The organism is Caballeronia sp. Lep1P3 (genome assembly GCF_022879595.1).
In the GTDB taxonomy this organism is placed as follows: Bacteria; Pseudomonadota; Gammaproteobacteria; order Burkholderiales; family Burkholderiaceae; genus Caballeronia.
Genome location: NZ_CP084265.1, coordinates 965,390 through 986,489, shown reverse-complemented (window position 1 = coordinate 986,489; position 21,100 = coordinate 965,390). Strand labels below are relative to the sequence as shown.

General features: G+C 65.0%; 23 protein-coding genes. 14 read left to right on the top strand and 9 right to left on the bottom strand.

The window, feature by feature from the left end; genetic code table 11:
* The first annotated feature begins 114 nt into the window (after positions 1-114).
* Positions 115-879 carry a DUF4088 family protein gene (locus tag LDZ27_RS04590; RefSeq protein ID WP_244815536.1) on the top strand — a complete coding sequence of 255 codons (765 nt, stop codon included), beginning with the start codon at positions 115-117 and terminating at the stop codon, positions 877-879.
* Between the two features lie 2 nt (positions 880-881).
* Here the strand turns inward: LDZ27_RS04590 and LDZ27_RS04585 are convergent, their stop codons facing one another.
* The 3 genes from LDZ27_RS04585 to LDZ27_RS04575 form a co-directional block, all read right to left on the bottom strand.
* Positions 882-3,008, bottom strand: coding sequence for an ATP-dependent helicase (locus LDZ27_RS04585; RefSeq protein WP_244815535.1), 2,127 nt, complete (start codon positions 3,006-3,008; stop codon positions 882-884).
* Positions 3,009-3,121: 113 nt separating this feature from the next.
* Entirely contained in the window at positions 3,122-3,382 is a 261-nt protein-coding gene (locus LDZ27_RS04580; protein ID WP_244815534.1) for a hypothetical protein, read from the bottom strand.
* A gap of 78 nt (positions 3,383-3,460) precedes the next feature.
* Positions 3,461-3,874, bottom strand: a complete 414-nt coding sequence (locus LDZ27_RS04575; protein ID WP_244815533.1) for a hypothetical protein — start codon at positions 3,872-3,874, stop codon at positions 3,461-3,463.
* A gap of 73 nt (positions 3,875-3,947) precedes the next feature.
* Between LDZ27_RS04575 and LDZ27_RS04570 the strand changes: the two genes are divergently transcribed.
* The 5 genes from LDZ27_RS04570 to fumC all read left to right on the top strand — a co-directional run bounded on the left by LDZ27_RS04570 (position 3,948) and on the right by fumC (position 9,402).
* Entirely contained in the window at positions 3,948-4,130 is a 183-nt protein-coding gene (locus LDZ27_RS04570) for a hypothetical protein (RefSeq protein ID WP_244815532.1), read from the top strand.
* Positions 4,131-4,152: 22 nt separating this feature from the next.
* Positions 4,153-4,374, top strand: a complete 222-nt coding sequence (locus LDZ27_RS04565) for an RNA-binding S4 domain-containing protein (protein WP_244815531.1) — start codon at positions 4,153-4,155, stop codon at positions 4,372-4,374.
* 140 nt (positions 4,375-4,514) lie between these two features.
* Complete coding sequence (locus LDZ27_RS04560; protein ID WP_244815530.1) at positions 4,515-5,954, top strand: MATE family efflux transporter; 1,440 nt, start codon at positions 4,515-4,517, stop codon at positions 5,952-5,954.
* Positions 5,955-6,326: 372 nt separating this feature from the next.
* Positions 6,327-7,970, top strand: a complete 1,644-nt coding sequence (locus tag LDZ27_RS04555; protein WP_244815529.1) for a phospholipase D family protein — start codon at positions 6,327-6,329, stop codon at positions 7,968-7,970.
* A gap of 25 nt (positions 7,971-7,995) precedes the next feature.
* A complete protein-coding gene (fumC, locus tag LDZ27_RS04550) occupies positions 7,996-9,402 on the top strand; it encodes a class II fumarate hydratase (protein ID WP_244815528.1) in 1,407 nt (468 codons plus the stop codon).
* A 41-nt stretch (positions 9,403-9,443) separates the two neighbouring features.
* On the opposite strand, the gene LDZ27_RS04545 is transcribed toward fumC, so the two are convergent.
* Together LDZ27_RS04545 and LDZ27_RS04540 are read right to left on the bottom strand one after the other, a co-directional pair.
* Positions 9,444-9,962, bottom strand: a complete 519-nt coding sequence (locus LDZ27_RS04545; RefSeq protein WP_244815527.1) for an acyl-CoA thioesterase — start codon at positions 9,960-9,962, stop codon at positions 9,444-9,446.
* Between the two features lie 21 nt (positions 9,963-9,983).
* On the bottom strand, positions 9,984-10,124 hold the full coding sequence (locus LDZ27_RS04540; RefSeq protein ID WP_244815526.1) for a hypothetical protein: 141 nt from the start codon (positions 10,122-10,124) through the stop codon (positions 9,984-9,986).
* Positions 10,125-10,266: 142 nt separating this feature from the next.
* Here LDZ27_RS04540 and LDZ27_RS04535 point away from each other — a divergent pair, with 142 nt between their 5' ends.
* Positions 10,267-11,010, top strand: coding sequence for a helix-turn-helix transcriptional regulator (locus LDZ27_RS04535; protein WP_244815525.1), 744 nt, complete (start codon positions 10,267-10,269; stop codon positions 11,008-11,010).
* 60 nt (positions 11,011-11,070) lie between these two features.
* Here LDZ27_RS04535 and LDZ27_RS04530 read toward each other — a convergent pair whose 3' ends face one another.
* Both LDZ27_RS04530 and LDZ27_RS04525 read right to left on the bottom strand, forming a co-directional pair.
* Positions 11,071-12,042: a thymidylate synthase gene (locus LDZ27_RS04530; protein ID WP_244815524.1), complete on the bottom strand. Its 972-nt coding sequence runs from the start codon at positions 12,040-12,042 to the stop codon at positions 11,071-11,073.
* A 137-nt stretch (positions 12,043-12,179) separates the two neighbouring features.
* Complete coding sequence (locus tag LDZ27_RS04525; RefSeq protein ID WP_244815523.1) at positions 12,180-13,559, bottom strand: sigma-54 dependent transcriptional regulator; 1,380 nt, start codon at positions 13,557-13,559, stop codon at positions 12,180-12,182.
* 525 nt (positions 13,560-14,084) lie between these two features.
* Between LDZ27_RS04525 and LDZ27_RS04520 the strand changes: the two genes are divergently transcribed.
* Positions 14,085-14,432 (top strand): hypothetical protein, encoded by a 348-nt coding sequence (locus tag LDZ27_RS04520; protein ID WP_244815522.1) that lies wholly within the window; start codon positions 14,085-14,087, stop codon positions 14,430-14,432.
* A 104-nt stretch (positions 14,433-14,536) separates the two neighbouring features.
* Entirely contained in the window at positions 14,537-15,034 is a 498-nt protein-coding gene (locus LDZ27_RS04515; RefSeq protein WP_244815521.1) for a dihydrofolate reductase, read from the top strand.
* A gap of 7 nt (positions 15,035-15,041) precedes the next feature.
* Here the strand turns inward: LDZ27_RS04515 and pmbA are convergent, their stop codons facing one another.
* Complete coding sequence (gene pmbA / locus LDZ27_RS04510; RefSeq protein WP_244815520.1) at positions 15,042-16,412, bottom strand: metalloprotease PmbA; 1,371 nt, start codon at positions 16,410-16,412, stop codon at positions 15,042-15,044.
* A 210-nt stretch (positions 16,413-16,622) separates the two neighbouring features.
* Between pmbA and yjgA the strand changes: the two genes are divergently transcribed.
* Together yjgA and mog are read left to right on the top strand one after the other, a co-directional pair.
* Positions 16,623-17,243 (top strand): ribosome biogenesis factor YjgA, encoded by a 621-nt coding sequence (gene yjgA / locus LDZ27_RS04505; RefSeq protein ID WP_244815519.1) that lies wholly within the window; start codon positions 16,623-16,625, stop codon positions 17,241-17,243.
* Positions 17,215-17,847: a molybdopterin adenylyltransferase gene (gene mog / locus LDZ27_RS04500; RefSeq protein WP_244816039.1), complete on the top strand. Its 633-nt coding sequence runs from the start codon at positions 17,215-17,217 to the stop codon at positions 17,845-17,847. Before yjgA ends, mog begins: the two co-directional genes overlap by 29 nt.
* Here mog and orn read toward each other — a convergent pair.
* Positions 17,844-18,455 (bottom strand): oligoribonuclease, encoded by a 612-nt coding sequence (orn, locus tag LDZ27_RS04495; protein WP_244815518.1) that lies wholly within the window; start codon positions 18,453-18,455, stop codon positions 17,844-17,846. The two genes, mog and orn, sit on opposite strands and share 4 nt — an antisense overlap.
* Positions 18,456-18,574: 119 nt before the next feature.
* Here orn and LDZ27_RS04490 point away from each other — a divergent pair, with 119 nt between their 5' ends.
* Genes LDZ27_RS04490 through LDZ27_RS04480 form a run of 3 tightly spaced genes read left to right on the top strand, consistent with a single transcriptional unit; the run spans position 18,575 to position 21,095 of the window.
* Positions 18,575-19,843: a M48 family metallopeptidase gene (locus LDZ27_RS04490; protein WP_244815517.1), complete on the top strand. Its 1,269-nt coding sequence runs from the start codon at positions 18,575-18,577 to the stop codon at positions 19,841-19,843.
* Entirely contained in the window at positions 19,840-20,775 is a 936-nt protein-coding gene (rsgA, locus tag LDZ27_RS04485) for a ribosome small subunit-dependent GTPase A (protein ID WP_244815516.1), read from the top strand. Before LDZ27_RS04490 ends, rsgA begins: the two co-directional genes overlap by 4 nt.
* On the top strand, positions 20,772-21,095 hold the full coding sequence (locus LDZ27_RS04480) for a DUF2007 domain-containing protein (protein WP_244815515.1): 324 nt from the start codon (positions 20,772-20,774) through the stop codon (positions 21,093-21,095). The genes rsgA and LDZ27_RS04480 overlap by 4 nt, the downstream gene beginning before the upstream one ends.
* Positions 21,096-21,100: the final 5 nt, after the last annotated feature.

The window sequence follows — 21,100 nt, the reverse complement described above, 5'->3', positions numbered from 1 at the left end:
CCCTCAAGTTTCCGGTTCGCGCGCCGATATCTGAAACGAACGGCCTCCGCCCACGCGCGAGGCCGCAGGCATTTCCCGCCGTCGGACGAACGACGGGCGGAACCGGAAACCGACATGCGTCAAATCACCCTTTCGTTGCGCGACGAGACGATCGCTTCGCTGCATCGCGACTTCGAGGCGTTCCTGCGCCTGTCGCTCAAGCTCGACCCGCAGTTCGTCACGCCGTCGTTCGAGGACTTCCTGCGCGCGAAGCTGCTCGACAACGATACGCCGCTCACGGAACAGGCCGTGCAGCGCATGCTCACGCACGGCCAGTACGCGTGGGCCAAGCGCGCGCTCGACAAGGAATTCCCGGATGTCGTCGAAATTCTGATCCGTCAGGCGGCGGAACACGGCTTCGCGTTCGCGATCCGCTCGGACTGGAACGCCGAGGACCTCCTGAAGGCGTCGCGCGAATGGGCGGCGGCCATCGTCGCGGAAGCAAAGGGCGATGTCGCTCAGGTGGACGTGCTCGCCTCGCAGATCAAATCGGCGGCGGCCGATATCCGCGACGTCGAGGAGAAGATGCAGACGCCCGCGTGGCGGCTCGCAGATTCGCTGCGCCAGCGCGTGTTCGAAGCGAAGCTCGCGGTGGAAACGAATGTCGGCTCGAACGCGCGCGAGAAGCTCGGCGAATTGCGCTGCCTGCTGCGGCTCGGCATCTTCTACGGATCGATTCAAAAGCAGGAAGCGCAGCAGTTGCTCGAATACCTGCGTTCGCTGCGGCCCGAGCTTTTCGTCGAAGAGCCGTATGACGGCTTCACGCGCTTTGCCGCGTGGCTGCGCAGCGTGTTCGGGCATTCTCCGCGGATGCCTCGCGCCTCACGCGCGCAGCGCTAGCTTCAGTCCCACATGCCTTTGAGCCGCGCGGCGATGTCGATTTTGGCTTTCGCCGCCGCAGCCAGGCCCGACGATGTCGGCGCGGTCACGACCGGCGCGGGCGGCCACGCGGCGGCCTCGAAATTCGGCATCAGATGCGGCGGGATGAAACGCGTGCGCTGCGCCCAGACGTGGCGGTCGCCGAGATTCGTCTGGTTGTGCACATAGAAGCGCTGCGGCGTGACGATGTGCAGGTCTTCTTTCGCGCGCGTCATCGCAACATAGAGCAGACGGCGCTCTTCGTCGATTTCCTCGTCGCTGCCCGTGCCGAGATCGGACGGAATGCAGCCGTCGACGCCATTCAGCACGAACACGTTGCGCCACTCCTGGCCCTTCGCGGAATGGATGGTCGAGAGAATCAGATAGTCCTCGTCGATGAGCGGCACGCCGGATTCGTCGCTCGTCGCGTCGGGCGGATCGAGCGTGAGTTCGGTGAGAAAGCGCTCGCGCGTCGGATACGTCGACGCGATGCTTTCCATCTGCAGCACGTCGCCGATGCGGATCGCCGCGTCCTCGTGATTGCGTTCGAGGTGCGGCTCGTACCAGCGGCGGACCATCTCGAACTCGGCGGGCCACGGCGACTCGCGCCCGCAGAGCTTGCCCATCAGCGCGACGAAGCGCGGCCAGTCCTCGCTCGCGCGCGCGGGCGCACCGAACGCAGCGATAGCATTCGATGCGCGCCCGGCTGTAGCGACGCTATCCAGCAGACGCCCGGCGATGGCCGGCCCGACGCCCGGCAGCAGTTGCGCGACGCGAAAACCCGCGACGCGGTCTCGCGGATTCTCGGCCCAGCGCAGCACGGCGAGGACGTCCTTGACATGCACGGAATCGAGGAACTTCAGCCCGCCGAACTTCACGAACGGGATGTTTCGCCGCGTGAGCTCGATTTCGAGCGTCGCGCTGTGATGCGCCGCCCGGAACAGCACGGCCTGCGACTTGAGCTTCATGCCCGCCTCGCGCGCCTCCAGCACTTTCTCGACGACATAACGCGCCTGATCAGCCTCGTCCGCCACGGACACGACGCGCGGCTTTTGCGCCGATGCCTTGTCGGTCCATAGATCCTTCGTGTAGCGCTCGCTGGCAAGACCGATCACCGCGTTCGACGCTTCGAGAATCGGCTGCGTCGAACGGTAGTTGCGATCCAGTGTGACGGTCGCGGCGGGCGGGTCGAAGTGCTGCGGGAAGTCGAGGATGTTGCGCACCGTCGCGCCGCGAAACGAATAGATGGACTGCGCATCGTCGCCGACGACGGTCACGCCGCGCCCGTCCGGTTTCATCGCGAGAAGAATGCTGGCTTGCAGGCGGTTCGTGTCCTGATATTCGTCGACGAGAACGTGATCGAAGCGGCTCGCGAGATCCGCCGCGATCTGCGGCTCGGCCGCGAGATGCGACCAGTAGAGCAGCAGGTCGTCGTAATCGAGAACGCTTTGCGTCTGCTTCGCGCTCACGTAGGCGGCGAAGAGGCGCTTCAGGTCCGCTTCCCACTCGCGGCACCACGGATACGACTGGTCGAGCACCGTCGCGAGCGACGCGCCCGTATTCACGACGCGCGAATAGATGGCGAAGCACGTCGATTTCGCCGGAAAGCGCTTTTCCTTCGACGACAGCCCGAGTTCGTGCCGCACGAGGTTCATGAGATCGGCGGAGTCTTCGCGGTCGTTGATGGTGAACGACGGCGCGAGTCCGATGAGATCGGCGTAATCGCGCAACAGGCGCGCGCCGACGCCGTGGAACGTGCCCGACCACGTCAATCCCTGTGCGATGGCGCTTTTGCTGCCGAGTGCGTGAGTCGCGATGCGCGTCACGCGCCGGGTCATTTCGAGCGCCGCGCGGCGTGAAAACGTCAGGAGCAGAATGCGATGCGGATCGGCGCCCTTGACGAGCAGATGCGCGACGCGATGCGCGAGCGTGTTCGTCTTGCCCGAACCCGCGCCCGCGATGACGAGCAGCGGCCCGCCGCAGCGCCCCGGCTCGTCCACGCCGAATTCGACGGCCCGGCGCTGCGCGTCGTTGAGCTTCGCGAGGTAAGCGGCGACGTGCGGCGAGGACGCGTCGTCGGCGGTGGCGGTGTCGTCTGGAAGGGTAAGCACGGAAACGCGAGCGTCAAAAAGAGTGACGCACACTGTATATCCATACAACCCGCGCACGCAAGTCTTTGCCGAAGCGCGCGATTTCCGGGCCGCAACGTGAACGCAGCGCCGGTCTAGTCGGCCTTCTTCGCGTCCTTCACCTTCGCGTCGGCGGCGGCTTCGTTCGCTTCCGATTGCGATTTCGTTTTCTTCTTGTCGGCCTTCGCCTGCGCGAGCGCCGCATCGTGGTCGGCTTCGGCCTGCTTCTTCGCGGCCTTCTTGTCGGCGTGAGTCGTCGGGGCATCGCTCGTCGTTTGTGCGAACGATACGGCGCTCGCGCTCGCGAACATTCCCGCGACGAGCGCGGCCAGCATGGCTTGGGTGCGTCGGTTCATGGCGTCCTCCGTCTTTTTATCGATGCTTTTACGATGCTATTGCCCGCGAAGCCCGATGCGGCTTCGCGGCGCGCCCGGTCAGTGCTGCTGGCCCTCATCCTTCGGCGTGTGATCCGCGGCGGCGCTCAGGTCGTCCTTCGCGGCTTCCTTGTCTGCCTTGCGATTGATCTTCGCGTTGCGGACCTGCTCCTTGTACTGCGCCTTCGCGTCCTTGCGTGCGGCCTTCATTTCGGCCTTCGACTCCTTCTTCGACGCGCGATATTCGGCGTTCGCCTGCGCATCCGCGTTGCGCTTCTGCACGAGCGGATCCGGCGATGCCGGCGCGACGACGTTCTGCGGCGGCGGGTTCATCGGCTGTGCCTGCGCGGACACCTGGCCCTGCGCGCCGGCGCCGGGCGCGGCCTGCATCGGCTGGGCGGTTTGCGCTTGTGCGCCGGTGGCTGCGAGGGCGGCAAACGCTGCGCCGATCATCAAAATTCGAGCCTTAGTCATGAGCTAGTCCTCTCTGGGTGACGTCGGCGAGCGCCTGACATCGGCGATGCGCGCGACTCTTGTCGATTAGTAGATGACCGAAGCTGCATCGATCAAACGTAAAGACCTGGCGATCGTCGGGCGAGTTTCGCGCATTCAGTCACTGTTACCGACCGTTGCACTTCGCTACATCTGCCTGCGCACGACGGATACGCGGTCCCCGGCTGCCGGAGCAGAGTCCGTGCCCGAAACCGCGCGGGCGCTGGTTTATCATTGAGGTCTTTGCGCTTTCGCCCGCCATGCCGCAACTCCAGTTCACCCTTACGGGCGACTACGTCGAACTTCACAATCTGCTCAAGCTGATGGGCCTGGCCGACAGCGGCGGCTCGGCTAAGGCGCGCGTCGCGATGGGCGACGTCACCGTCGACGGCCACGTCGAATTGCGCAAGACCTGCAAGATACGCGCGGGACAAGTCGTGATGCTCGACGGCCAGAAGATCCGCGTGCGCGCGCCGAAATAACCGCGTGGTCTGCGCCATCGATTACCCGGCATAACACGGCGCGTCATCGACATGCCGCGCGCAAGGCAATGAGCTAGTCGTCTTTCGTTCAGGTTTCAGCCGGGCGATGGCCCGCCTCTCGTCGCCCTTTTCCCTCGATCATGCAATCGCACATCACGCGCGCGAAACGCGCGCATTCGGGACCGCCGACTCTTTCCCGTCACGCCGTCGATACGGCGCGTCTCGCCGCGCCGCTCGCCATCGCGCAGCTTTCGCAGATGGCGATGGGCGTCACCGACACGATCCTGCTCGGCTCGCTCGGCCCCGACTCGCTCGCGGCCGGCGGTCTCGGCGCCAATCTCTTCTTTGTCGTCGTGACGCTGCTGCAGGGCGTGCTGACATCGGTGAGCGTGTCGGTCGCGCATGCGCGCGGCGCGAATGCCGAAGACCGCGTGCCGAGCATCTACTGGACGGGACTCGTGCTTTCGGTGCTGCTCGCGGTGCCCGCGTTCGTGCTGCTGAGCTACGCCGAGGCGATTCTGCTCGCCTTCCACGAACCGGCGACGCTCGCGCACAACGTCGGGCAATACTGCGCCGTGCTGCGCTGGGGAACGCCGGGCAGTCTCATCGGCATCGGGATGATGCGCGCGTTTCTGCCGGCCATCGGTGCGGCGAAGCGGCTTTTGTGGGTGTCCATCGGCGGCGTGTTCGTCAACGGCTTTCTCAACTACGGGCTGATTCACGGCGCTTACGGCCTGCCGCGCGAAGGCTTCGTCGGTTCGGCGGCGGCGACCACGATCACTGTGTGGCTCACGGCGCTCTCGCTCGTCGCGCTGTTGCATCTGCGGCCGCGCTACCGGCATTTCGTCGCGGCGGCGCGTCCGCATCTGCCGCTGCTCGGCGAGCTTTTCGGCATCGGCTGGCCGGTGGCGATCACCTACGGCGTCGAATCGACGCTCTTTCTCGCGACCGGGATGATGGTCGGCACGCTCGGCGAAGCGCCGCTCGCCGCGCATCAGATCGCGCTCAACGTGGCGTCCGTGGCGTTCATGGTGCCGCTCGCGATCGGGCAGGCGGCCAACGTGCGCGTCGGCTACTGGGCGGGCGCGGGCGTGCCGGTGGCGGCGCGTCACGCGGGCTTCGTCGCGATCGCGCTCGGCGTCGGGTTCATGATGTGCTCGGGCCTCGTGCTGATTACCGCGCCGCACGCGATCGTCGGCCTGTATCTGCATCTCGACGATCCCGCGAATGCGCGCACGGTGTCGCTCGCGGCGTCGCTGCTCGGCGTGGCGGCGGTGTTCCAGATCGTCGACGGCATGCAGACCGTCGGCTCGGGCTGCCTGCGCGGTCTGAAGGACACGCGCGTGCCGATGCTCGCCGCCGCGTTCGGCTACTGGGGCGTCGGATTCCCGACCGGCTATGTGCTCGCGTTTCACTTCGAGCTGGGCGCGAAGGGCTTGTGGTGGGGCCTCGCCGCCGGACTCGCGAGCGTCGCCGTTTTGATGACGCTGCGTTTTCATCGCATTAGCAGGCGGCTCGTACAAGCGCGCGGCGATCACGCCGGCGAGCGCGTCGAGACCGCGCCGCGCAGCCCCGCCTAAACTCGGGCGCATATGCAAAGCATGAATCCTTGGTTGGTCTCAAAGCGGCGCGTTGTTAGGATGAACTCGTCTCCTCCTTGAGACTTTTCCAGTAACAGGGGTTACGGCCCGCTCTGCCGAGCGGGCTTTTTTTCGTCCGTCGATCGCTCCGCTGTTCACTTCCCGGCCCGCAGTCGATTTCCCCTAGAATATTTTCGAGACGGTCGCATCGGCGAGAACGTTCCTTGCTGCGTCGCCGATCAGACTGCGATCCCGAGAAAGCGCTGGCGTCAGATCCAGCCGAGTCCAAAACAAGCAAAAAGAGGAAGCGAAGTGCCGCAAAACCGGGGAATGTTCACAGCATCAGGGAAAGTCGCGCGCGTTCGAAACCGGATGGCATCAACCGCGTCGCGATTCAAGTTGCAGCCGGGCCGGCAGGCCGCGCTCGCGCTGGCCGCCGCGTTGTGCGCGGGATGCGCCGGATGCGCGACGCGCCCGCCCGCCACCGCGTTCGACCGGCCCGCGACGCACGCGCTCGCCGCGACCGACGCGACGCCGCTCGCCGACGCGCTCGGGCCGCTCGAAAAGCAGCATCCGGACGAGTCCGCCGTGCGCCTTCTGCCGACCGGCGAGGACGCGCTGCAGGCGCGCATCGCGCTCGCGCGCGCGGCGACGAAGACGCTCGACATGCAGTACTACATCGCCAACGAGGACAACACCGGCAAGCTGCTGCTCGGCGCCGCGCTCCATGCGGCGGATCGCGGCGTGCGCGTGCGCATGCTCGTCGACGATCTGAACTTCAAGGACATCGACCGCATCATGGCGGCGCTGAACTCGCACGAGAACATCGAGATTCGCGTCTTCAATCCCTACGGAAGCGCGCAGCGCAGCTTCTACGAGCGCACGCAGAATTTCTTCACGAATCTCGATCACTTCACGCGCCGCATGCACAACAAGGCGATGATCGCGGACAACCAGATCGCGATCGTCGGCGGCCGCAATCTCGGCGACGAGTACTTCAACGCGAGCCCGACGCTGCAGTTCCGCGACATCGACGCGTTCGCCGCCGGCCCCGTCACGCACAAGATTTCCGCGAGCTTCGACGAATACTGGAACAGCACGCTCGCCTACCCCTTGAGCGCGCTGAACAAGCAAAAGTTCGATCCCGCCGATCTCGACAAGACGCGCGAAGACCTGCGCGCTCACTGGCGGCAAGAGGCCGATCAGCTGAACGCGAAACCGCTGAACGCAACGCCACTCGCGCAGCAGATAGCGCGCGGCGAGATGGGTCTGGTCTGGGCGCCGGCGGAGTTCGAAGCGGATTCGCCGTCGAAAATCGAGCATCCGCGCGACGACTACAAGAGCCCGCCGATGACGCGGCTCGCGCAACTGCTCAAGGAGGCGCAGCGCGAATTCCTCGTTCTGTCGCCGTACTTCGTGCCGCACGACGCCGGCGTGAAGGCGCTCGGCGACGCTTCGCAACGTCACGTGCGCGTCGCGGTGCTCACGAATTCGCTTGCGGCAACGGATGCCGTCGCGGTCCAGGCGGGCTATGCGCCGTATCGCATTCCGTTGCTGGAACGCGGCGTCGAACTGTACGAATTCAAGCCCTTGCAGCCCGAAGGCGAAGGCCGGCCGCCCGCCGGACTCTTCGGATCGAGTTCGCGCGCGAGCCTGCACGCGAAGGCGTATGTGGTCGATCGGAGTATCCTCGTCATCGGCTCGATGAATCTCGATCCACGCTCGGCGCAACTCAACACCGAACTCGCGCTCGTGATCCACAGCAAGCCGATCGCCGAAGAAGCCGCGCGCCTCTTCGAGCGCGGCATCTCGCCGAGAGCGAGCTGGCGCGTCGAACTGGCGAGCGCGGCGGTGACCGAGGAATTGCGGCGCACCGGTGCGCCGCAATCCGGTCTCGTCTGGACGAGTCAGGAAGACATCGGCACGGTCACGTACAACTTCGATCCCGAGGCCGGCTTCTACCGAAACGCGATGACGGGCCTCTTCATGCTGCTGCCCGTCGACAAGCAGCTTTGACCAACTTCTCGAGGAACTTCAGGCCATGACACAGGACGCGCAGGGCGATGTACGCATGGAGAAGGACACGTTCGGCGAGATCGCCGTGCCGAACGGCAAGCTGTGGGGCGCGCAAACGCAGCGCTCGCTGCAGAACTTCAAGATTTCGACCGAGAAGCAGTCGCCGGAACTGATCACCGCGCTTGCCATCGTCAAGCGCGCCGCCGCCGAGGTGAACCAGGAACTGAAGGTGCTCGACGCGAAAAAGGCGCAGGCGATCATCGCCGCCGCCGACGAAATCATCGCGGGCAAGCATCCGGACGAGTTTCCGCTCGCCGTCTGGCAGACGGGCTCCGGCACGCAGACCAACATGAACCTGAACGAGGTGATCGCGAATCGCGCGAGCGAGCTGATGGGCGGCCCGCGCGGCGAAGAACGCCTCGTGCATCCGAACGATGACGTGAACCGCGGCCAGTCGTCCAACGACGTCTTCCCGACCGCGATGCATGTGGCCGCCGCGTATGCGATCGTCAAGCATCTGGTGCCGTCGCTGAAGACGCTGCGCGAGACGCTCGACAAGAAGTCGAAGCAGTTCGCGGACATCGTGAAGATCGGCCGCACGCACTTGCAGGACGCGACGCCGCTCACGCTCGGTCAGGAGTTCTCGGGCTACGTCGCGCAACTCGATCAGGGCATCCGTCACGTCGAGGCGACGCTGCCGCATCTGTATCAGCTCGCGCAGGGCGGCACGGCGGTCGGCACCGGACTCAACGCGCATCCGGAATTCGCGACGAAGGTCGCGCAGGCGATCGGCACGCTCACCGGCCTGCCCTTCGAGACGGCGCCGAACAAGTTCGAGGTGATGGCCGCCGCCGACGCGCTCGTCGCCGCGCACGGCGCGCTGAAAACCGTGGCCGCGAGCCTGATGAAGATCGCGAACGACATCCGCTGGCTCGCGAGCGGGCCGCGCTGCGGGCTTGGTGAACTCTCGATTCCGGAGAACGAGCCGGGTAGTTCGATCATGCCGGGCAAGGTCAACCCGACGCAATCCGAAGCCGTCACGATGCTCTGCTGTCAGGTGTTCGGCAACGACGTCGCCGTGAATATCGGCGGCGCGAGCGGCAACTTCGAACTGAACGTGTTCCGGCCGATGATCGCGCATAACGTGCTGCAATCGGTTCGCCTGCTCGCGGACGGCGCGCAGAGCTTCAACGACAACTGCGCGGTCGGCATCGAGGCGAATACGGATCGCATCGACAGCCTGCTGAACGAATCGCTGATGCTCGTGACGGCGCTCAATCCGCATATCGGCTATGACAAGGCCGCGCAAATCGCGAAGAAGGCCCACAAGGAAGGCACGACGCTCAAGGCCGCCGCGCTCGCGCTCGGGCATGTGACCGAAGCGCAGTTCGACGAATGGGTGAAGCCGCACGACATGGTCGGGGGCGCATAAGCGCCTTTCTCTGCCTTTCCCTTTCCGCGACGCGCGGCGGGTCAGACCTTGCCCGCCGCGACCTCTTCCGGCTTCAGTTCGACGATCGCGTCGAGCGCGTCCTTGACGTCCATCGCGTATCGGGCGAGGCGATGCTCTTCTTCCGATGCCGGCACGAACGCGGGCACGGGCGTCGGCTGCCCCTTCTCGTCGACGGCGACGAAGACCATCAGGCAGTCGGTGGTCTGCGCAAGCTCGCCGACTTTGGGATCGCCGGCATGCACCGATACATGGATATGCATGCTGGTGCGCCCCGTCACGACCACGCGCGCGCGCAATTCGACGAGATTGCCGACGAGAATCGGCCGCCTGAAACGGATGTTGCCGACGCTTACGGTGACTGCGTAGCGGCCGGACCACATCGCAGCGCACGCGTAGGCGGTTTCGTCGATCCACTTCATCAGCGCGCCGCCGTGCACCTTGCCGCCGAAATTGACCGAACTCGGCTCGGCGAGAAAGCGGAACGTGGTTTCGGCGCGGCCTTGGCGGGGTGGCGTGATCGGCGTGATCGGCGTGTTCATGGCGGCTCGCAGCGGTGAAGGTTAGTTGTGGACGGTCACGCCCTGATCGATGGTGCCGTACATCGTGATGCTGCCGCCCCCGCCCGCCGACGACGGCGCGCCCGCGCAGCCCGCGCACAGAACGGCAAGGACGAGCGCGGCGGAAAAGGTGAGCCTGGACATGCGAAGTTCCTCTGCTGCGTCAAAAGTGCGAGCGGCCATTCTAGCGCCGCGCGCCTGCATCGACATTTCGGGTGACGGTGAAACGTCGATTCTGCGCGCGCGATAAAGTGGAAGCATCCTCGCTTTGCAGGCTGAGACCGCCATGAACCCCGCCCTCGACGATTCCCGCTGCCGGCACTTTCCCGGCCTGTCGCGCATCGGCGCGCTGATCGCCGATCCGGGCCGCGCCGCGATGCTCTGGTCGCTGATGGACGGCACCGCGCGCCCCGCCGGAGAGCTGACGATGATCGCGGGACTGTCGCCGTCGGCGGCGAGCGGCCATCTCGCGCGGCTCACCGAAGGCGGCCTGCTCGCGCTCGAAGTGAGCGGACGGCATCGGTACTATCGGATCGCCAGCGCCGATATTGCCGCAGCCATCGAAGCGCTTGCGCACCTCGCACGCGCGAGCGCGCCGCAGCGCGCGCCCGAGCGTCCCGCGAGCGCCGTGCCGCTCGAGATGCGCTATGCGCGCACCTGCTACGACCATCTCGCGGGCGAGCTGGCCGTGCGGCTCTTCGACGGCATGCTCGCGCGTAACTGGCTCGCGGCTGCAAACGAACAGCGCGAGATACGCGGGCCTTCCGCGCTCGACGCCACGCCCGAAGGCGCGCAGGCGTTTGCGCAGCTTGGCATCGATCTGGCGGAGCAAAAAGCGCGGCGGCGGCGGTTCGCGTGTACGTGCATCGACTGGAGCGAGCGGCGCCCGCATCTGGGCGGCGCGCTCGGCGCGGCTTTCCTCGATGCGTGCGAGCAGCACGGATGGATCGAGCACACGGCGAAGCGGCGCGTGCTGCGCGTGACGCCAGCGGGCCGGCAGCACTTCGAACGGTTTCTGTCCGAACGCTAGCCGCAAACGAAAACGCGCGACCGGAGCCGCGCGCTTATTTTTTCGTTGCCGATGGAAGGATCAGACGGCCATCGGCGCGCTGATCGGATCGTGATGCCGGTAGCCTTCGAGCGCGAAATCCTTCGGCTCGATCTTCTCTAACCACTCGGGCTCGTAACGCTTCGTCGCGGCGTAGTCCGGCACGCGGTCGGAGATGATCAACTGCGGCAGCGGATACGGCTCGCGCTTCAATTGTTCCTGAAGCATGTCGAGCTGATTCTCGTAGATATGCGCGTCCCCGATGAAGTACGTAAACCAGCGCGGCGTGTAGCCCGTCAGCCGCCCGACGAGATGCAGCAGCGCCGCGCCTTCGGTCAGGTTGAACGGCGTGCCGAGCCCGACATCGTTGCTGCGGATGTAGAGGCACAGCGAAATCTCGCCCTTCGTCACGTTCGGGATGAACTGATACAGCAGGTGGCACGCGGGCAGCGCGATTTCGTCGAGCTTCGCCGGATTCCACGCATGAAACAGGATGCGCCGGTCCGTCGGCCGCTCGATGATGGTGTCGAGACACTGGCGCAACTGGTCGATGGCCTTGTACAGCAGCACCTGCTCGCGCCCGTTCTCGACGAAGCTCGTGAGCAGTTGATACCCGCGATTGGTGGCATCCGCGATCTGGTCGCCCGCGGCGGCGTCGATCAGCTTGTACGCCGGCCACTTGCGCCATTGCACGCCGTAGACGTCGCCGAGATCGTCCGGGCCCTGGCGGTACGGATTCTCGAGCCACTGCGGGTTTTCGTTGGCGTTCGCGTCCCACACCTTGCAGCCGAGCGCGCGGAAATCGGCGGCGCTCTTCGCTGCGCGCAGAAAGCCGACCATTTCCCCGATCGCGGATTTGAACGCGAGCTTTTTCGTCGTGACGGCCGGAAAACCTTCCTGAAGATCGAAGCGCAGCATCGCGCCGGGAATGCCGATGGTGCGGATGCCCGTGCGGTTTTCCTGCCAGGTGCCGGTATCGAGGATCGTCTGGACGAGCTCGAGATACTGTTTCATTCGATGTTCCTTCAATGCGGGCACGCGCCACGCGAAAGAGCGATTTTACCAAGCGGGCAGGCGCGCCGGTTCGGGTCCGCGCAAAGAAGAACGGGCGCCTTGCGGCGCCCGTTGCGGTGAGGATATCGATGCGGGAATCAGCCGCGCGTCGCGTGTTCCGACGGGGCATCGACTTCGATATGGCGCATGCCGTGCGCGCTCAGCAGCCGATACAGCGTCACCCGCGAAATGCCGAGTTCGTGCGCGGCATCGCCCAGACGTCCGCGATGACGGAGAAGCGCGAGTTCGATCGCCTGCCGCTCCGCCGCCTCGCGCGCCTGCGCGAGCGACACCGGCGCGACTTCCACGTATTCGCCGAGTTCGAGATCGCGCGCGGTAATCTGCCGCCCTTCCGACATCACGATCGCGCGACGCACGCGGTTGATGAGTTCGCGCACGTTGCCGGGCCACCCGTAGTTGTGGATGGCGGCGATCGCGTCCGGCGAAAAGCCGCGCAGACGGCGGCTCGCGTCCTTCTTGAAGCGGTCGAGCATGTGCTTCGCGAGCAGTTCGATATCCTTGCCGCGCGCGCGCAGCGGCGGCTCGTCGATCTGCAGCACGCATAGGCGGTGATACAGGTCCGCGCGAAAACGCCCTTCGATCATCGCGGTCTGCATGTCGACGTGCGTGGCCGAAATGATGCGGACATCGACCGGCGTCGATCCGTGGCCGCCGAGCCGCTCGACCTTGCGTTCCTGCAGGAAGCGCAAAAGGCTCGCCTGGCTTTCGAGCGGCAAGTCGCCGATTTCGTCGAGGAACAGCGTGCCGCCGTTGGCCGCTTCGACGCGGCCGATCTTGCGCTGGTTCGCGCCGGTGAACGCGCCGCGCTCGTAGCCGAACAGCTCCGATTGCAGCAGGTGCGCCGGAATCGCGCCGCAGTTGATCGCGACGAACGGCTGGTCGCGCCGCGCGGAGCGCTCGTGGATGGCGACCGCCGTCAATTCCTTGCCGGTACCCGATTCGCCCGAGATGAACACGGGCGCGTCGGTCATCGCGACTTTGCGGATCGAGCGGAAGAGCGCGAGCATGGCGTCGCAGGAGCCGACCATTTCGCCTTCGGCGCGGCCTTCCGTGCGCGCATCGTTCGAAGCTGCGTCGTGCAGCGTGACCATGCCGTAAGCGTGGCCGACGGAATCGACGATGCGGTCGTTCGACGTCGGCACCGTCACATAGTCGAAGCAATAGTCGCGGATCAGACGCCGCACGGCGGCGTCTTCCAATTGGCCGGGCACCGTTGCGGCCACCCAGCCGACGTTCGTCATGGTGAGCGACGATTCGAACGCCACCAGTTCGTGTGATTCGAAGTGACTCGACAGATCGAGCAGGCCGCCCACTGCCAGGTCGCTGCGCAACGCCTTGCGGGTGTCGCGCGCGCTCGCCACGATCTCGATCTGCCAGCCGCGTTCCTCGAAACACGCGCAAAGCGTCTCGCTGGGATCTCGAGTCACATAGATGAGTTGCCGCCGAGCGACGTCCATTATTCAGATCCTTGGTTCAACGTTCGTTGAAAAGGTCGCGTAGTTCAGGCTCTCGCTACATGCAGAATTCGTTGCCCTCGCATGTGCTGCGGACGGACTTGCAATTCGATACGTTGCCCCCGGGAACACGGTGCACGTCACACCTGTACCCTTTCCGCGAAACCCTTTTTGTTTGTTTGTGCGCCGCTTCAGAGAGACTACTATAACCCAGAACCACCGAAAACAATTATCGTCACGGCTTGCCGATTAGCCACAAAACCTTGCTGGATATGGCTCGGAAAGAAGTGCTCACGCGATTATAAAATGCCGGGTCCGCAGTTTTAATACGACGAAAGCTTATACCGGTTTCGCCTGAACTTCATGTTTTTCTCGTGCCGCGTTTCATGCGTGAAACGTTTTCGGGCCTTTCTGGACGAGGGTCCCGAGGCTTTCTTCGCGAGACCTTGCTGCATAAGGCGCAGGCGCGAATGGCACGCATTTAGCTAGAAGGCCGCTGAGTTTCGCGGTAATAACTTCTGCGGACTTTTGCGCCGGGGACCCCGCTTCGGGGAATCGCCTGGATTCATTGCTTCGTCATTTGTACTGAACGGACAGGCGTTTTATTTCGACAATTCGGGCGCCGGAATAAATTACCCGATAATCTTCGTCATCGAGATGGCACTGGATAACTATTTACCGCTCGAAGCGGTCCCCGTTGCGCAATGGAAAGAAGGCGAAGCGCCCGGCGCTTCCGATTGGTCGCTGGCCCGGCGGGATTCGTACACATGGTGGCGTTCCCCGGGTGCAAGCCCGAGCGTCACGCTATGGGACGAAGTCGCGCCCGACGCGGCCCCGGAAATGCGCGACGCCGCCGACGATTCGTCCGAAGCCTGACCCGTTGCATCGAGAGACGCCGCGGGCGCGGGCGGCACGCTGCGCGCGTCGGTTAGAATCGGGGCCCGCTCTGGCGGCGCATGCCGCTTTCTTTCCCGACTCTCATGACGACGCTGACTCTCATCGTCGCCCGCGCGCGCAACGGCGTGATCGGACGCGATAACCAATTGCCCTGGCGCCTGCCCGAAGACCTCGCCTTCTTCAAACGCACGACGATGGGCGCGCCCATCATCATGGGGCGCAAAACGCACGAGTCGATCGGGCGGCCCTTGCCGGGACGTCGCAACATCGTCGTCACACGCGATGCCGGGCGGCGCTACGAAGGCTGCGACACGGTGACGAGCATCGACGATGCGCTCGCGCTGGCGGCCGCCGATGGCGCCACCGAAGCCTTCCTGATTGGCGGCGCCCAGTTGTACGCCGATGCGATCGGCCGCGCCGCCAAGATGATCGTCACCGAGATCGACGCCGACTTCGACGGCAACACGCGCTTTCCCGCGCCGGACGCGTCGTTGTGGCGCGAGGTATCACGCGAGACGCACCGCGCCGCGCCGCCGAACACCTTCGATTTCGCGTTCGTCACCTACGAGCGGCGCGCATAGCACGCGCTCACTGACCGGCGACCGTCATGCGTTCGATGAGCACGGAGCCGATCGCCTTCGTGCCGCGCACGACGGTATCGGCGCCGATCGCCTCGATATGGCGGAACATCTCCTGAAGCGTGCTCGCCACGGTGATTTCTTCGACGGCGTGCTGAATCTGCCCGTTCTCGACCCAGAACCCCGACGCGCCGCGCGAATAGTCGCCCGTCACGTAGTTCACGCCCTGCCCCATCAGTTCGGTGAGCAAGAGGCCCGTGCCGAGCTTTTTCAGCATCGCCTCGAAGTCGTCTTGGGGCTGCGTGCCGGTGCTCGTCATCGTGAGATTGTGCGAGCCGCCGGCGTTGCCGGTCGTCTGCATACCGAGCTTGCGCGCCGAGTACGTCGACAGGAAATAGCCCTGCACGACGCCGTCCTCGACCACGCTGCGCCGCTGCGTGCGAACGCCTTCCTCGTCGAACGGCGCGCTGCCCATGCCGCCCTTCACATGCGGATCCTCGACAATTTGAATATGCGGCGCGAACACCGGCTTGCCGAGACTGTCGACGAGAAACGTCGTCTTGCGATATAGCGCGCCGCCGCTCACCGCCTGCACGAACGCGCCGAGGATGCCCGCCGCGAGCGGCGCTTCGAAAAGCACGCGGCACTTGCGCGTATGGAGGCTGCGCGCGTTCAGGCGCGCGAGCGCGCGCTCGGCGGCGTAGCGGCCGACCGCTTCGGGATCGGCGAGTTGTGAGGCATCGCGTCTGGAGGTGTACCAGTCGTCGCGCTGCATGTCGCGCCCGCTCGCCGCGATCGGCGCGCACGCGATGTAATGCCGCGAATACGGATAGCCCGCCATGAAGCCGCGCGACGTCGCGAGCACGAACTGCGAATGCTGCGCGGATACGCTCGCGCCTTCGGAATTCGTGATGCGCTTGTCGACCGCGAACGCGGCGGCCTCGGCGCGGCGCGCGATTTCGGCCGCTTCTTCGGCGTCGATGTCCCACGGGTGATACAGATCGAGATCCTGCGGCGACTTCTCGAGCAGCTCTTCTTCCGCGAGACCGGCTGCGCTGTCCTCGGCCGTGAATCGCGCGATGTTGTACGCCGCCGCGACCGTGTCGCGCAGCGCTTCGCGCGTGAAGTCCGCGGTGCTCGCGTTGCCGCGCTTCTTGCCGATGAACACGGTCACGCCGACCATCTTGTCGCGGTTGTGCTCGATGGTTTCCACTTCGCCGCGCCGCACGTTCACCGACAGGCCATCGCCTTCGGAGATTTCGGTGGCGGCATCGCTCGCGCCCAGTTCCTTCGCGTAGCGCAGGATGTCGGAGGCGATCTCCTTCAGTTCGTCTTGCGTATGCGGGAAATAGCGCTGCTTGACGTCGATGTCTGCTGCCATGTGTCGTTGCCTTGGGTTTTCGTTGACTGCGAAAGCTGAAGCGGCGTAGCGCTCCTGCGTGTCGTTCACGGTCGTGCGATGTGTCGATGCCGGCCGGGCGGCGAGCGTGCGCCCGCGCGTCGGCCCGTCACGCGATCATAGCAAGGACAGCGTGCCTTCACCGGCCAGAGAGCAGCCGATGCCGCGCAAACGAGAAGCTACAATGTCGGGATGAACCGTAAAACCCGCATCCAACCGATCGACGCCGGCGGCCAGGCCCGCGACACCGACGATCAGGCCTACGACCGCCCGAGCAAATCCCAACTCAAGCGCGAAATGCACGCGTTGCAGGAACTGGGCGAAGCGCTCATCGCGCTGCCGAAGGACGCGCTCAAGCGCATGCCGATGCCCGAAGCCCTCGACGACGCCGTGCGCGAAGCGCGCCGCATCACCGATCACGAAGGCAAACGCCGCCAGTTGCAGTATGTCGGGCGCGTCATGCGCTCGCTTTCCGAGGGCGAGATCGCCGCGCTGCGCACCGCGCTCGACACGCATCGCGGCGTGAACAAGGCGGAAACCGCGCGCCTGCACTGGATCGAGCGCGCCCGCGAACAACTGCTCGCCGACGACGCCGCGCTCACCGAATTCATCCGCGAACATCCGGGCGTCGATCCGCAGGAAGGCCGCACGCTCATTCGCAACGCGCGCAAGGAACGCCAGCAGCAGAAGCCGCCGCGCTATTACCGCGAGCTGTTCCAGTGGATCAAGAACGCGGCGGGCGTGGAAGACGACGAAGACACCGAAGGCGACGAGGATGACCGCGATGACGACGAAGCCGGCGACGAAGCGTAACCATCCGGATGAATTGATCGTCGGGCTGGTGTCGATCAGCGATCGCGCGTCGCAAGGCGTGTATGAGGACAAGGGCTTGCCGTCGCTCGAAGCGTGGCTCAGCGAGGCATTGAGTTCACCGTGGCGTGCAGAAACGCGGCTGATTCAGGACGACGCCGCGACCATTTCCGCGACGCTCGTCGAACTCGTCGATACGCTCGGCTGCGACCTCGTGCTCACGACCGGCGGCACCGGCCCCGCGCGCCGCGACGTGACGCCAGAAGCGACGCTCGCTGTCGCCACCAAGCCGATGCCCGGCTTCGGCGAGCAGATGCGCCAGATCAGCCTGAACTTCGTGCCGACCGCGATCCTGTCGCGGCAAGTCGCCGTGATCCGCGAGACCAGCGATCACGCCGCGCTCATCATCAATCTGCCGGGGCAGCCGAAGTCGATCCGCGAAACGCTCGAAGGCCTGAAGGACGCCGAAGGCAAGAGCCGGGTGCCCGGCATCTTCGCGGCGGTGCCGTACTGCATCGATCTGATCGGCGGGCCGTATGTCGAGACGCAGCCGGAAGTGGTCGCCGCGTTCCGCCCGAAAAGCGCCATCCGCCCGCCGAAAGTTTAGGAAGCGCCGTTGGCCGCCGACGGAATCAGGAAGTGCTCGCGGTAGTACTTCAGTTCGTCGATGGATTCGTGGATATCGGCGAGCGCGGTGTGCATCGCGCGCTTCTGAAAGCCCTTGTAGATGGCCGGCTGCCAGCGGCGGCACAGCTCCTTCAACGTGCTGACGTCGAGATTGCGGTAGTGGAAGAACGTCTCCAGTTCCGGCATCCAGCGCGCCATGAAACGGCGGTCCTGGCAGATGGAATTGCCGCACATCGGCGACTTGCCCGGCGGCACGTACTGGCCGAGAAACTCGCGAATCTGCCGCGCGGCTTCGGCTTCGTCCACCGTCGATACCTTCACGCGCTCGGTCAGCCCCGAGCGGCCATGCGTGTTGCGGTTCCACTCGTCCATGCGGCCGAGCGCTTCGTCCGTCTGGTGGATGGCGAGCACCGGGCCTTCGACCATCTTATCGAGCGTCGAATTCGTCACGACCACCGCAATTTCGATGATGCGGTCGTTGTCAGGATCGAGTCCGGTCATTTCCATGTCGAGCCACACGAGGTTCATGTCGCTGCGCGCGAGTTCTGAAGTGTCGGGACTGTCGGGACGCTGGGATGAGTCGGTCATGAACGCTGCCTGAGAAGAAGATGAGGCCGCGCGCCCGCCGTCCGGACGATGGCATGTTGTGACAACGGCGGCACGGCCAAGAACCTATAATTCTCGCATAGTTCAATCGGAATTCGCGGATGACCCACCTCTCGCTCGCTTTCTCGACGATCTTCGTCGTCGCCCTCGTCGCGATGGTCTCGACCAAGCTCTGGCTCGCATCGCGCCAGGTCCGCTATGTCGCGGCGCATCGCAACGATGTCCCGCCGCAGTTCACCGGCACGATCCCGCTGGCCGCCCATCAGCGCGCGGCGGATTACACCGTCGAGCGCACGCGGCTCACGATGATCGAAGTGGTGACGAGCGCCGTCGTGCTCGTCGCGCTCACGCTTTTGGGCGGCGTGCAGGCGCTCGACAACGCCATCACCGACTCGCTCGGGCGCGGCTACCTCGGACAGATCGCGCTGGTGGCGTCGGTCGTCGCGATCACGAGCCTCATCGACCTGCCGTTCGACTACATTCGTCACTTCGTCATCGAAGAGAAGTTCGGCTTCAACCGCATGTCGAAGAAGCTCTTTTTCGTCGATCTGGTGAAGGGCACGCTGATCGGCGTCATCGTCGGCGCGCCGCTTCTGCTGCTCACGCTCTGGCTGATGGATCGCGCCGGCGCGTTCTGGTGGCTCTGGACGTGGATGGTCTGGGTCGCGTTCCAGCTGCTCGCCATGATCATCTACCCGACCTTCATCGCGCCGCTCTTCAACAAGTTCGAGCCGCTGAAGGACGAGGCGCTGCGCGCGCGCATCGAAAACCTCATGTCGCGCACCGGGTTCGCCGCGAAGGGCCTTTTCGTGATGGACGGCAGCCGCCGTTCCGCGCACGGCAACGCTTACTTCACCGGCTTTGGCGCGGCCAAGCGGATCGTGTTCTTCGACACCCTGCTCGCGCGCTTGTCCGGCAGCGAGATCGAAGCGGTTCTCGCGCACGAGCTCGGCCACTTCAAGCGCCGTCATGTGCTCAAGCTGATGGTCGTCATGTTCGTCATCAGCCTCGCGATGCTCGCGCTGCTCGGCTGGCTCGTGCAGACCGTCTGGTTCTACGAGGGGCTGGGCGTGCGGCCGTCGCTCATCGGCGGCAATAACGGGCTTGCGCTCGTTCTCTTCATGCTCGTGCTACCCGTTTTCATGTTCTTCATCACGCCGCTCGGTAGCCTGACCTCGCGCAAGAACGAGTTCGAAGCGGACGCCTTCGCCGCGAGTCAGACCGATCCGAAGGATCTCGTCAACGCGCTCGTGAAGCTCTACGAAGACAACGCGTCCACGCTCACGCCCGATCCGCTCTACACCGCGTTCTACTATTCGCATCCGCCCGCGTCGCAGCGCATCGACCGTTTGATGCAGCACGCCGCATGACGACGCGAACCGGCCGCAAGAGCGGCGCGTCGTCCGGTGCGCGGCTCGGCGGCACGGTGATCGCCGCGCACGGCCGCCACTATCTCGTCACGCCCGAGGACGGCGGCGCCATGCTTCAGTGCTTTCCGCGCGGCAAGAAGAGCGAAGTCGCTGTCGGCGATCGCGTGATCTACGAGCAGTCGTCGGCGGATCAGGGCGTGATCGTCGAGATTGGCGAGCGGCGCAATCTGCTGTATCGCTCGGATCAGTTCAAGTCGAAGCTCTTTGCCGCGAATCTCGATCAACTGCTGATCGTGCTCGCGACCGAACCTCACTTCAGCGAAGACCTGCTCGGACGCGCGCTGATCGCGGCTGAAGCGCATGGGCTGGATGCGCTCATCGTGCTCAACAAAATCGACGTCAAGGACGCGTTGCCCCTCGCGCGGGAACGTCTCGCGCCGTATCGGGCGCTTGGGTACACCGTGATCGAGTTGTCCGCAAAGGCGCAGCCGGGCGAGGTGCATCCTCAACTCGACGCGCGTCTGAAAGATCGCTCGACGATTCTCCTCGGGCAGTCCGGCATGGGCAAATCGACGCTCGTGAATCTGCTCGTTCCCGACGCGGATGCCGCCACGCGCGAGATTTCGTCCGCGCTCAATAGCGGCCGTCATACGACGACGTTCACGCGGCTCTACGCGCTGCCGGGCGGCGGCTCGCTGATCGATTCGCCGGGCTTTCAGGAATTCGGGTTGCATCACCTGTCCGAAGGCCAGCTCGAGCGCGCGTTCGCCGACTTCCGGCCTTATCTCGGCCACTGCCGCTTTTATAACTGCCATCATCTGCAGGAGCCGGGGTGCGCGGTGCTCGAAGCCGTCGAAGCAGGCAAGATCAGGCCCGAACGCCACGCGCTCTATGCACAGCTCGTTCACGAAGCCAGCCAGATCGTTCGATGAAAAAGCTCACGCGCGCGCCCAACCTCATCACGGCTCAACATTGGGTGAACGTGCTGGCGACCGCGGGCGTGCCCTGCGAGCTGCATAACCGCTATCTGAACGGCGCAATGGGCGAGATTCCGGCGGATCAGTGCGCGCCGGAGATATGGATCGTCGACGAGCGCGACGAGTCGCTGGCGCGGCGTCTTCTGGAGCGCGCGCAAAAAGGCCCGGACGCGAACGCCCGGCCCTGGACATGCAAGCATTGCGGTGAAAGGCTGGAGCCGCAGTTCACGGTCTGCTGGAAGTGCGGGACCGAGCGCGACCCGCTCGACGACTGACGCAG